Source organism: Pseudomonas maumuensis, from assembly GCF_019139675.1.
Taxonomy (GTDB): domain Bacteria; phylum Pseudomonadota; class Gammaproteobacteria; order Pseudomonadales; family Pseudomonadaceae; genus Aquipseudomonas; species Aquipseudomonas maumuensis.
On the sequence record NZ_CP077077.1, the window covers coordinates 5,450,035 to 5,462,301 of the forward strand.

Annotated in this window: 9 protein-coding genes; 5 read left to right on the forward strand and 4 right to left on the reverse strand. The window is 63.6% G+C overall.

What is annotated here, in order from left to right; genetic code table 11:
- Positions 1-28: 28 nt before the first annotated feature.
- Together KSS90_RS24220 and KSS90_RS24225 are read right to left on the reverse strand one after the other, a co-directional pair.
- Positions 29-1,348: an OprD family porin gene (locus tag KSS90_RS24220; RefSeq protein ID WP_217867573.1), complete on the reverse strand. Its 1,320-nt coding sequence runs from the start codon at positions 1,346-1,348 to the stop codon at positions 29-31.
- Positions 1,349-1,542: 194 nt separating this feature from the next.
- Positions 1,543-1,788: a hypothetical protein gene (locus tag KSS90_RS24225; RefSeq protein ID WP_217867574.1), complete on the reverse strand. Its 246-nt coding sequence runs from the start codon at positions 1,786-1,788 to the stop codon at positions 1,543-1,545.
- Positions 1,789-1,955: 167 nt separating this feature from the next.
- Here KSS90_RS24225 and KSS90_RS24230 point away from each other — a divergent pair, with 167 nt between their 5' ends.
- Complete coding sequence (locus tag KSS90_RS24230; RefSeq protein WP_217867575.1) at positions 1,956-4,046, forward strand: TonB-dependent receptor; 2,091 nt, start codon at positions 1,956-1,958, stop codon at positions 4,044-4,046.
- 475 nt (positions 4,047-4,521) lie between these two features.
- On the opposite strand, the gene aguA is transcribed toward KSS90_RS24230, so the two are convergent.
- Both aguA and KSS90_RS24240 read right to left on the reverse strand, forming a co-directional pair.
- Positions 4,522-5,628 carry an agmatine deiminase gene (gene aguA, locus KSS90_RS24235; protein ID WP_217867576.1) on the reverse strand — a complete coding sequence of 369 codons (1,107 nt, stop codon included), beginning with the start codon at positions 5,626-5,628 and terminating at the stop codon, positions 4,522-4,524.
- A gap of 204 nt (positions 5,629-5,832) precedes the next feature.
- Positions 5,833-8,733, reverse strand: a complete 2,901-nt coding sequence (locus KSS90_RS24240) for an aminotransferase (RefSeq protein WP_217867577.1) — start codon at positions 8,731-8,733, stop codon at positions 5,833-5,835.
- Positions 8,734-8,902: 169 nt separating this feature from the next.
- On the opposite strand from KSS90_RS24240, the gene rfbB reads away from it, so the two are divergent.
- From rfbB to rfbD, 4 genes are read left to right on the forward strand one after another with little or no spacing between them, the layout of a single operon-like run.
- Positions 8,903-9,985: a dTDP-glucose 4,6-dehydratase gene (rfbB, locus tag KSS90_RS24245; RefSeq protein WP_217867578.1), complete on the forward strand. Its 1,083-nt coding sequence runs from the start codon at positions 8,903-8,905 to the stop codon at positions 9,983-9,985.
- Complete coding sequence (rfbA, locus tag KSS90_RS24250; protein ID WP_217867579.1) at positions 9,982-10,857, forward strand: glucose-1-phosphate thymidylyltransferase RfbA; 876 nt, start codon at positions 9,982-9,984, stop codon at positions 10,855-10,857. Before rfbB ends, rfbA begins: the two co-directional genes overlap by 4 nt.
- Complete coding sequence (rfbC, locus tag KSS90_RS24255) at positions 10,854-11,402, forward strand: dTDP-4-dehydrorhamnose 3,5-epimerase (protein WP_217867580.1); 549 nt, start codon at positions 10,854-10,856, stop codon at positions 11,400-11,402. Before rfbA ends, rfbC begins: the two co-directional genes overlap by 4 nt.
- The gene (gene rfbD / locus KSS90_RS24260) at positions 11,399-12,259 is read left to right on the forward strand and encodes a dTDP-4-dehydrorhamnose reductase (RefSeq protein ID WP_217867581.1); all 861 of its coding nucleotides are present in this window, start codon (positions 11,399-11,401) and stop codon (positions 12,257-12,259) included. The genes rfbC and rfbD overlap by 4 nt, the downstream gene beginning before the upstream one ends.
- Positions 12,260-12,267: the final 8 nt, after the last annotated feature.

A 12,267-nucleotide genomic window follows, 5' to 3' on the forward strand; every position in this document is an offset into this window, starting at 1 on the left:
CGGGGCTGCGGGTCACGCGTGATCAGAATCAGAAGATGCTGATCGGGTACTCGACGAATACGCGGACTTCGTTGCCGTCGTCGTTGTACTCGCTCTGGCGGGTAGCGGTGTTGGTACGCACGAACGAGCTACGCAGTTTGACGGACAGGTCCTTGGCCGGGCCTTCCTGAACCACGTAACGGATCTGGTTGAAGATCTCGCGCTCTTTACCTTCACCGTAGCCGTCCGGCTTGCCGGCGGTACGGGTATTGATGTTGTCACCCACTACATAGGCGAACTTGTAGGTCAGGCCCGGCACGCCGAAGGCGCCGAAGTCCAGGCCGTAGCCCAGCTGCCAGGAACGCTCGTCCTCGGCGTTGAAGTCGGACCAGTAGGAGTTGGCCAGGTAGATGGTCGAGCCACCGTCACCCACGCCACCTTCGTTCTGGTACCAGCCGTAGTTGTAGCCGGTGCTGCCGGTGCTGCGCTGGTGCGCCAGGGTGAACGAGTGCGGGCCGTAGGCGTAAGTGGCGGCCAGGCTCCAGATGGTGTTGGAATCGCCGTTGAGCTTGGCGGCACGCACGTACTTGTTGTCGATGTCCGACTTGTAGCCGTTGAAGTCCAGGGTCAGGGACTGGTCGCTGGCGATCGGGAAGACATAGTTCAAGCCCAGGTAGTGCTTCTTCATCACGTCTTCGTTGTCGGCGGTGTACAGCGACGCGGTGAAGTTGTCGGTGAACTTGTAGCTGCCGCCGAGCACGTTGATCGACTTCAGGCCACCGCCGTCACGGCGCTCGGCACTTTTGCGCGCTTCCTGGGTGAAGCGGCCGGCGTTGATTTCCAGACCCTTGATTTCCTTGGAGGTAATCATGGTGCCGGTGAAGCTTTCCGGCAGCAGGCGACCGTCGTCGTACTGCAGTACCGGCAGGGCCGGCATCTGGTCACCGTACTTGAGCACGGTGTTGGAGACACGGAACTTCACCGCTGCGCCACCACGGGCCAGGTTGTGCGAAGCGTTGGTTTTTTCGTCAGGACGGGAGGGGTCCGAGCGCTTGAAGAAGTCGACACCGCCACCCTGGTTACGGCCTTTGCCGCCATCCAGGCGCAGCGCGTACAGACCGAACGCGTCGACACCTACACCGACGGTGCCTTGGGTGAAGCCGGAAGAGAAGTTGGCGATGACGCCCTGGCCCCACTGGGACTGGTCGTTGGTGCCGTGCTTCTTGTCACGATTGATGAAGGCGTTGCGCAGCAGGACGTTGGCGTGGCTGTCCTCGATGAAGCCCTTGCTGTCGGCCTGGTCATTGGCCTGTGCCTGGGTCGCGGCGATCATCGCCAGGGCGACCAGGCTGATCCTGGTTTTCAACATGTTATTTTCCTTATTTCGTATTCAAAAACGCTCTGCATCAGAACGCCAGGAACCAACGCCCCTTCGTAGGTTCGACGCTATGCGGATCCAAGCCGAAGGCCCGCCAATGGTCTGCAACGGGCCTTGCAGCCGCATGGCCAGAGAATGGCCAGCAGGCGTAGAGGCCGAATCCTAGCCCTGCCTGCTTATACATGTCAAAAAAACGTGAAATGCAGGTTGATATAACCAAAAACAAGGTCAGCGCTGGTGCATTTCCATGCATATCTGCCGTGGGTCAGCGCAAATTTGTCTCTTTTGTGGAAAACGCTCGAAATCCATAAGACCGTCATACAACCCTGGGTCAGCAGGCCTACCGAAAGCCTGTTTGAAGTGCCCTGCTCTTCCCGCTGCGCTGTCACGCAGAGAGCAACGTTGCACGCACCGCCGCTCCCATAAGCCATTCCGAAACGCACCTCCATGAATGCCTAGGTGTTTCAAATCAATCCAAACGAATAGCAACATCTTGATACATATGTAAAGACAACCCTTTACAAATGTCGATGCAACAGCAAATAGCAAGCATTACCATTCGCGCCCAATTTCTCACTCCCTTCCTTGGACGCCTTCGATGCCTGCCCCCTGCCGCCTTTCACCCTTGACCCTGGGCCTGTCGCTGCTGTTCAGCGCCGGCCTGGCCAGTGCTGCCACCACGACCCTGCCGGAAACCGCGGTGACCGCCGACAGCACCCGCGAAGAGGACAACCCGCGGGTCAAGGACGTGACCACCGCGACCCGCACCTCGACGCCCGCGCGCTACGTGCCGCAGGCCATCGATTCGGTGAAGACCCGCAACGTTCTGGACTATGGCAGCAGCAACCTGGGCAAGGCGCTGGAAGGCATCCCTAACGTCAGCAGCGGCGCCGACACCCGCTTCGACAGCCTGCGCATCCGCGGCTTCGACGCCAGCAACGACTTCTACCTGGACGGTGTCCGCGACGACAGCCAGTACACCCGCGACCTGCATAACATCGAGCGCGTCGAAGTGCTGAAGGGCCCGGCGGCGGTGCTCTATGGCCGTGGCAGCCAGGGCGGCATCGTCAACCGGGTGAGCAAGGCGCCGGAGCACGGCCGCCGCTCGACCATCGAGGCGCAAGGTGGCAGCCAGGACCTGCGCAGCCTGTACGCCGACCTCAGCGCCGACCCCAGCGACACCCTCAGCCTGCGCCTGAACCTGGGCAACGAGGACAAGAACAGCTTCCGCGACGGCATCGACGGCAACCATCGCCAGCTGTTCGCCCCCTCGATGAGCTGGCAGATCACCCCCGAGCTGAACTGGCTGGTGCAGTACGAGTACAGCCGCTACGACCGCACGCCCGACCGTGGCATCCCCGGCAACCCCCTCACCGGTCGCCCGGCCGATGTCAGCCGCAAGACCACCTACGGCGACACCCAGCGCGACTACATCAACGACCGCGCCGAGTCGCTGCGTTCGCGCCTGAACTATGAGCTGAACGACCAGTGGCAACTGCGCCACACCTTCAGCCTGTTCACCCTGGAGAGCGACTTCGATAACACCTACCTGACCGGCTATACCCCTTCCACCGGTCTGGTTGGCCGCCAACGCTGGCAGCAGGACCTGAGCACCCGCAATCTCTACAACACCATCGAACTCGAAGGTCATGTAGAAACCTTCGGTCTGGAGCACACGCTGCTGGTGGGCCTGGAAATGGGCGAGCAGCGTCGCAACTCGCTGCTGAGCCAAGGCGTAGGCGTTCCCTCGGTACCGCTGCAGGGGGCCACGGCCCGCCAGCAGCACAACGGCACCATGCGGGTGTCCAGCAACAACCACACCGACGTCGAGAGCCGAGGGATCTACCTGCAGGACCAGATCCGCCTCAACGACCAGTGGCAGCTGCTGGCCGGCGTGCGCTTCGACCAGTTCGAAGTGGACACCACCAACAAACTGCGCAACATCTCGGAAAAGCAGAAGGACAACAGTTTCAGTCCGCGTATCGGCGTGGTGTACACCCCCTGGCAGGACCACTCCTTCTATGCCTCCTGGAGCAAGACCTACTCTCCGGTCGGTGGCGGCCTGATCGGCATCACCCCCGGCGCGGCCGGCAACGCCAACCAGACCGACCCGGAACAGACCCGGCAAAAGGAAATCGGGGTCAAGAGCGAATGGTTCGACGAGCGCCTGAGCACCACCCTGGCGATCTACGAACTGGAACTGTACAACCGCCGTACCCGTGACCCGATCATTCCGGACCTGATCCAGCTCAGCGGCCTGCAGCGCTCGCGCGGCATCGAGCTGACCGCCACCGGCAACGTGGTAGGCAACTGGTACGTGCGCGGCGGCATCGGCCTGCAGGACGCGACCATCGTCAAGGACAACAACGGCCAGCAGGGCAACCGCATCAACGACGTGGCCAAGCGCAACGCCAGCCTGTTCGTCACCTGGAAGCCGGAGCTGGGCTGGTACGCCGAAACCGGCCTGACCCTGGTCGGCGACCGCTACGCCGACAACCAGAACACCGTGATCCTGCCGGGCTACGGCCGTTGGGACGCGCTGGCGGGCTATCGCACCCACGACTGGGATGTACGCGCGGCGCTGAGCAACATCACCGACAAGACCTACTACAGCTCGGCCACCAGCGCGGCGCAGATCCAGGTGGGCGATCCGCGCAGCCTGGTGGTGACCGGGACCTACAGCTTCTGAGTTGTGACAGGTGCGAGCAAGGACGGGTCGCCCAAACGAAAACGCCACCGCAATTGCGGTGGCGTTTTTTTCTGCGACGGGTTCCTTCCCGGTCAATGCCAGACAGCCAGCAGAGCTTCGAGCTCTTCCTCGCTGATCAGGCCTTGGGGGTATCGCCCATCCAGCAGGCGTCGTGGGTCGGTCGTCCTGACCCGATCGTCTCCATGACGTTTTAACCACTGAACCAGGATTCTGAGCGATTGGTGACTGGCCGCCGTCAAGGGCAAAGCCGACTCACTTGCTGCGTTCATTTCCTCACGTACTCCCTGGGCCGAGTGAGCGGCTAAGGTACTTCAGGCACGTTACAAAACGGCATAGGCCGTTTCCTCTAAAGTACGAGGAAAAATCAATACAAATGCTGTGCCATCCCCAGCGTCCGACTATCGCCAGCAAAAAAAAACCCGTCTTGCGACGGGCTTTTCTCTTCAGTGGCCGATCAACGCTTGAGCGGGGCCGGTTGCTGCTGGGTCAGGCAGTGGATGTTGCCACCACCGAGCAGCAGTTCACGCCCGGGGATCATCACCACTTCATGATCCGGGAAGACCTTGGCCAGGATCGCTCTGGCTTGCGCATCAGCCGGGTCATCGAAGCTCGGGGCAATGATGCCGCCGTTGACGATCAGGAAGTTCACGTAGGAACCGGCCAGGCGCACCGAAGGGTCACGCTCCTGGCTGCCCACCACATGATCGACGCCGTCGCATTCTGCCTGGGTGGCGTACAGCGGCCCCGGGATCGGCATCTTATGCACGACGAACTCGCGCCCCTTGGCGTCGCGCGTATTTTTCAACACCTCGTAGGCGGCGTGGCAGCGCGCGTAGTTGGGGTCATTGGAATCATCGGTCCAGGCCAGTAACACTTCGCCCGGGCTGACGTAACAGCAGAAGTTGTCGACGTGGCCATCGGTCTCGTCGTTGTACAGGCCGTCCGGCAGCCAGACGATGGTCTCGACCGCCAGGTGCTCGCGCAGGACGTCCTCGATCTGTTCGCGGTTCAGGTGCGGGTTGCGGTTGTGATTGAGCAGGCATTCCTCGGTGGTGATCAGCGTACCTTCGCCGTCGACGTGGATCGAACCGCCCTCGAGCACGAAACCTTCGGTGTGGTAACGCTGCACACGCTCCATCTCCATGACCTTGGCGGCCAGCTCCTCGTCACGGTTCCAGGGCGCGTAAAGGCCACCCTCGAAACCACCCCAGGCATTGAAGCCCCAGTCCACGCCGCGCACTTCGCCGTGGTCATTGATGACGAAGGTCGGGCCGGTATCACGCACCCAGGCGTCGTCGTTGCTGATCTCGACCACGCGGATATTGGGCAGGTCGAGTTGGCGACGGGCGTTCTCGTACTGGCCGGCGGACACCGCCACGGTGACCGGCTCGAAGCGGGCGATGGCCTTGGCCAGGGTCACATGCGCGGCCTGCGCCGGCTTGCCGCCCAGGCGCCAGTTGTCCGGACGCTCCGGCCAGACCATCCACACCTGGGTCTGCGGGGCCCATTCGGCAGGCATGTGGAAACCGTCGGCGCGGGGGGTCGAGTTGAGGGTCTTCATGGGTAACCTCTGCGAAGGCCCGGGGCCAGGGGGCGCCAGGTCGGTGATCGAAAAAGGAGCAAGCTCGCCAGTATAGGCAGCGTGATGATCCGCCGATATTACAATCGATAAATATCGACTTTAAATAGCTCAAGGCAAAATATTTAGGCATAAAGAGCCTAGCAAACCGATAACAATCGACTTGCCAGGCCGCAATGCCTTGATTCAAAGCCCTTCGCCGAGGATCCGCTCCACGCTGTCGACGAAGAAGTCTACGCTGGCGCGCGTGGTACACATCGGCGGCTTGATCTTGAGAATGTTCAGGTAGTCGCCGGTCGGCTGCATGAAGATCCCCAGGTCGCGCAGGCGCTCGCAGAGCATCATGGTCTCCTCGGTCGCCGGCTCCAGCGTCTGGCGATCGCGCACCAGTTCCAGGCCCAGGTAGAACCCAGACCCATGGGCGGCACCGGCAAGCGGATATTTATCGACCAATGCCTGCAGACGTGCCTTGAAGTAACGGCCTACGTCACGGGCGTTGTCCCACAACCCTTCATCGCGCATCACATCCAGCACCGCCAGGCCGATACGGCAACTGACTGGGCTGCCACCAGCCGACGAGAAGAAGTAGCCCTCGGCCTCCAGCGCTTCGGCAATCTCGCGCCGGGTGATCACCGCGCCCAGCGGCTGGCCGTTGCCCATGCCCTTGGCCATGGTGATGATGTCCGGCACCACGCCCTGCTCTTCGAAACCCCAGAAGTACTCGCCCAGGCGACCGTAGCCGACCTGCACCTCGTCGGCGATGCATACCCCACCGCGTTGGCGCACCTTGGCGTAGGCCTCGCGCAGGTAGCCCGGCGGCAGCGAGATGCCCCCGGCGTTGCCGTACACCGGCTCACAGATCATCCCCGCCAGCTGGCGACCACGGGCGTCGAGGTCGGCCAGCTTGGCATCGACATCGCGCAGGTAATCGGCGGCGCTTTCCGGCCCGCGATAGCGGCCACGGAAGGTATTCGGCGCCTCCACCGGATGCACCCAGTCCGGCCGGGTCTCCAGGGCCTGGGGGTTGTCGGCGATGGAAGTGGAGATCGCGTCGGTGGCTACCGACCAGCCGTGGTAGGCCTCCAGCACGCTGAGCAGGTCGCGCCCGCCGCTGTAGGCCCAGGCCAGACGGATCGCCAGATCGTTGGCCTCGGTGCCACTGTTGACCAGGAACACCCGGTCGAAGCCCTCCGGGGCCACCTCCAGCAGGCGCTCGGAAAACTCGGCGATGGCCGCGTAGTGGAAGCGCGAGTTGGTGTTGACCAGCGACCACTGGCGCGCCGACTCGGCGACCATGCGCGGATGACCATGGCCAAGCACCGCGACGTTGTTGAGCATGTCCAGATAGGACCGCCCCTGCATGTCGATCAGGTAGTTGCGCCAGCCTCGCTCGATATGCGGAGGTTGGGCGTAGTAGTGCTTCTGCGAGCGGGCGAAGCTGGCATCGCGACGGGCCAACAGCTCCTGCGGGTCGGCCAGCGGCTCGGCATCGCAGGCGAAGCCCAGCAAGGCTTGCGGCGACGGGCACAGAGCCAGCCAGGCGGCAGCGTGGGAAGGCGTGGCAAAGAAGGGTGGCCGAGCATCGGTATCCAGGCACAGTTGCACGCGCAACAAACCACAGGTCGCGCCGATCGCCTGCCCCTTGAGTAGCGCCTGGCCATCGGCCGGTGCCTCTTCCAGTCCATCGAGCCAGAGGTTCCAGTGCGCGGTGCGCAGACAACCACGGTCATCGCCGGAACGTTGCCATTCCCCCGCCTCGGGCGCTTGCAACGCGGTGCCAGGCAGCAGGTTCAACTCCACGCCCAGGGCGCAGGTAGCCGGCTCCTCAGGTTGGTCGATATGGGTTTGCGACAGGCGGTATTGCCCATGCAGGCTGCACGCCGGCCCGGGTTGAGCAACCAGCAGGCGCTGGTCGAAGCCGGGCTGCTCCCAGTTGCCCGCCTCGCAGTGGGGACTGAGCACACCCAGGTCGACCCTAGCCACCGACTGGCCGGCGAGCGACGGCAGCAATACGGCGCAAGCGCCAAGATCGATGCCGGCTGGCTTACGCCCCGCCGCCTGGAAGACCGCCGCCTCCATCAAAACGGCGGGCATGGCACAGGCGGTATCGAAGATGGCCCATTCATGGGCGATGTTGTCGCGGGTGTATTGGTTGTCCGGATCGATGGCCAGTTGTTGCTCGCTGCTGAGCACCAGCACGGCGGCGCGGTTCAGCACCAGCGGCCAGAGGGCGCGTAACTCCGCGTCCTGCAGAGGATTCACGGCATGGTAGGCGCTGACCGCCGGGAGGATACGCAGCGGGTCGCCCTCGGCGTGATGCAGCAAGGCCGCGCAGGTTACCGACAGGTCGGCGATGCGCCAGGTACGTACCAGGTCACCGAAGTCGATGACGCCCTGTACCTGCCATTGGCGCTCGGCATCGCGGGCCCAGACCACGTTGTCGTCGGTGATGTCCAGGTGTACGGCCTGGGTCGGCAGCAGGTCGAGCAGTGGTTGCAGGCGTGCGGTCGCCGCCTGGGCGACCTGCTCCACCTGCGCCCGGCGCTGGGCATCCTGCAACACGGGCAACAAATGCTGGATCAGAACCTGGGCGTGGCGCGGATCCCACTGCAAGGTGCGCTCGAGGCCTGGGTGGTCGAAACCAGCCAGCGCCTGGTCGACCTGGGCACACAGCGTGCCAAGCTCGGCCATCACCCGCGCGGGCAAATGCCCCAGGCGCGTCAGAGGCTGGCCGTCGATGTAGTCGAGCAGACGCAAACGCAGCGGTTGGCCATCGAGCTCGAGGTCCAGCAAGCGCTCGCCCGAGTTCGCCGCACGCACCCGCGGCACCGGCAAGCCTTGCCCGCGCAGAAAGTCCAGCGCCGCATGCTGGGCCTGCAGCTCGACCGCCGCGTAGCTGCCGTGGCAGACCTTGAGCACGAAGCGGCCCTGGTCACTGTCCACGCGAAAGTTGAGATCCTGCTGGCTGCCCAGCTCCTGCAGCGTGCCCTGCAAGTCGTAATGCGACCTCAGCAAGGCATGGGCCTGGGCCTCGCCGAGTGAAGGACCGGGCTGGCTCGAACGCTGGATCAAGGTACTCAGGGGCATGGACGGGGAACCTCGTTTTTTTGCCGCCTATATCGCCACCACCGAGGGTGATAAGCAAGTGGCAGCCTTGCACAGACGACAGGCCGTCGTGCATTCACGACTTGCCACGAGCGGCGCCAGCCAACAAGCTAGGCACCTGGCAATACGCTTTCCGCACAGGCACCCGCACATGCGCATTCTCGTCACCGGCGGCGCCGGCTTCATCGGCTCGGCCCTGGTCCGCTATCTGATCGAACACACCGATCATGAAGTGCTCAACCTCGACAAGTTGACCTACGCGGGCAATCTGCAGTCGCTGCGGCGGATCGCCGACAACAGCCGCCATGAATTCGTCCAGGCCGATATCGCCGACCAGGCCTGCGTCAGCGCCGTGCTTGCCAGATTCCAGCCAGACGCCATCATGCACCTGGCTGCGGAATCGCATGTCGACCGCTCCATCGATGGCCCGGCGGACTTCATCCAGACCAACATCGTCGGCACCTACAGCCTGCTGGAGGCCACCCGCGGCTACTGGAGCACGCTGGACGAAAACGCCCGCGACGCGTTCCGTTTCCACCATGTTTCGACCGACGAGGTCTTCGGCGACCTGCAAGGCACCAACGCCCTGTTCGATGAAAACACGCCGTACGCGCCCAGCTCCCCCTACTCGGCCAGCAAGGCGGCAGCTGATCACCTGGTCCGCGCCTGGCACCGTACCTATGGCCTGCCGACAGTGATCAGCAATTGTTCCAACAACTACGGTCCGTACCACTTCCCCGAAAAGCTGATCCCGTTGACCATCCTCAACGCCCTGGCCGCCAAGCCGCTTGCGCTGTACGGCGATGGCCAGCAAGTCCGCGACTGGCTGTACGTCGACGATCACGTCCGCGCCCTGCTCCGGATCGTAACCACTGGAGAGGTCGGCCAGACCTACACCATCGGCGGCCACAACGAGCAGAAGAACATCGACGTGGTGCAGGCCGTGTGTGCGCTGCTGGAAGAGCTGGCCCCTGCGCACCCCGCCGGGGTGACCCGCTACGCCGACCTGATCACCCACGTCCAGGACCGCCCGGGGCATGACCTGCGCTACGCTATCGATGCCGGCAGGATCGAGCGTGAGCTCGGTTGGGTACCGCAGGAAACTTTCGCCTCGGGCTTGCGCAAGACCGTGCAGTGGTACCTGGACAATCTCGAGTGGTGCCGCCAGGTCCAGGACGGCAGCTATCAAGGCCAGCGCCTGGGCAATTCGGACTTCAAGGACCTGATCGCATGACCAAAGGCATCGTCCTTGCCGGCGGCACCGGCACCCGCCTGCACCCCATCACCCTCGGCGTCTCCAAGCAGCTGCTGCCGATCTACGACAAACCGATGATCTACTACCCGATCTCGGTGCTGATGCTCGCCGGCATCCGCGACATCCTGCTGATCTCCACACCACAGGACCTGCCGCAGTACCGCCAGTTGTTCGGTGACGGCAGCCAGTTCGGCATTCACATAAGCTATGCCGAACAGCCGTCCCCCGACGGGCTGGCACAGGCGTTCCTGATCGGCGAATCGTTCATCGGTGACGATGCCGTATGCCTGATCCTCGGCGACAACATCTTCCACGGCCAGGGCTTCAGCGAACAGCTGCAACGTGCGGTGCGGCAGCGCTCGGGCGCCACCGTGTTCGGCTACTGGGTCAAAGACCCGGAGCGCTTCGGCGTGATCGAGTTCGCCGCCGATGGCCGGGCGTTGTCGATAGAGGAAAAACCCACGCAACCCAAGTCCAGCTATGTCGTGACCGGCCTGTACTTCTACGATAACGATGTGGTGAACATCGCCAAGAGCATCCGCCCGTCTGCCCGCGGCGAACTGGAGATCACCGACATCAACAACGCCTACCTGGCACGCGGCGACCTGCGCGTAGAACGCTTCGGCCGTGGCTTCGCCTGGCTCGACACCGGCACCCACGACAGCCTGCTGGAAGCCTCGCAGTACGTGCAGACCCTCGAACATCGCCAAGGGCTGAAGGTGGCCTGCCTGGAAGAGATCGCCTTCCAGAACGGTTGGATCAGCCGTGAGCAACTTCTGGCCAAGGCCTGCGAACTGCAAAAGACCGGCTACGGCCAATACCTGAGCCAACTGGCCGAAGAACAGCCATGAATGTCATCGCCACCGCACTCCCCGACGTCCTGATCATCGAGCCCAAGGTGTTCGGCGACAGCCGCGGGTTCTTCTACGAAAGCTACAACGCCCGCGACTTCGCCCTGCGCACCGGCATCGACACGCCATTCGTCCAGGACAACCATTCTCGCTCCCGACACGGCGTGCTACGTGGGCTGCACTACCAGTTGCAGAACGCCCAGGGCAAGCTGGTCCGCGTGCTGCAGGGCGATATCCTCGACGTGGCGGTGGACATCCGTCGCAGCTCGCCGACCCTGGGTCAGTGGGTGGCGGTGCGGCTGTCCGCCGACAACCACCGCCAGCTGTGGCTGCCACCGGGTTTCGCCCATGGTTTCCGGGTGTTGAGCGAGTCGGCCGAAGTGCTCTACAAAACCACCGACTACTACAACCCCGACGCCGAGCACAGCATCCGCTGGAACGACCCGCAGTTGGCCATCGACTGGCAGCTGGACGGTCGGCAGCCGTTGCTGTCGGCCAAGGACCAGGCCGCCACATCATTTGCCGATGCGCAGCTGTTCCCATGAAGATCCTCGTCTGCGGCCGCCACGGCCAGGTTGCACTGGCACTCCAGGAAGCATTGCGCGGCCTGGGCGATGTGCAGCGGCTCGGTCGTGACGGGTTCGACATGGCCCGACCGGAGCATCTGCGCGCCGTGCTGCGCCAGATGGCGCCCGACCTGATCATCAACGCCGCAGCCTATACGGCAGTCGACCGGGCCGAAAGCGAAACGCAGCTGGCCCACGCCATCAACGCCGAAGCGCCCAGGATTCTGGCCGAAGAAGCCGCACGGCTCGGCGCACCGCTGATCCACTACTCCACCGACTATGTCTTCGACGGCAGCAAGCCAGCCCCCTACAACGAGGATGACGCCCCCAATCCACTGGGCGTCTATGGCAGAAGCAAGCTGGCGGGCGAACAGGCCATCACCGCTGTCGCCGGTGAACATCTGATCCTGCGCACCAGTTGGGTCTATTCGCTGCATGGGCGCAATTTCCTGCTGACCATGCAACGCCTGCTGCAGGAACGCGCACAACTGAAAGTGGTGAACGACCAGATCGGCGCCCCGACCTGGGCAGCCACCCTCGCCGCCAGCACCCGCGCGCTGATCGAGCGCTGGCGCAACGGCCAGGCTGGCGCCTGGGGCACCTACCACCTGACCGCCCAGGGCGAGACCTCATGGTTCGGCTTCGCCCAGGCCATCGGCGACCAGCTCAAGGCGCGCGGCCTGCCCTGCGCCGAACTGCTGCCGATCCCCTCCAGCGAGTATCCGACACCGGCAAGACGACCGCTCAACTCACGCCTGGATTGTTCCCGCCTGACCCATGAATGGCACGTCAGCCAGCCACACTGGCGCGATGCGCTCATCGAGTGCCTCAAGTAGCGCATAAT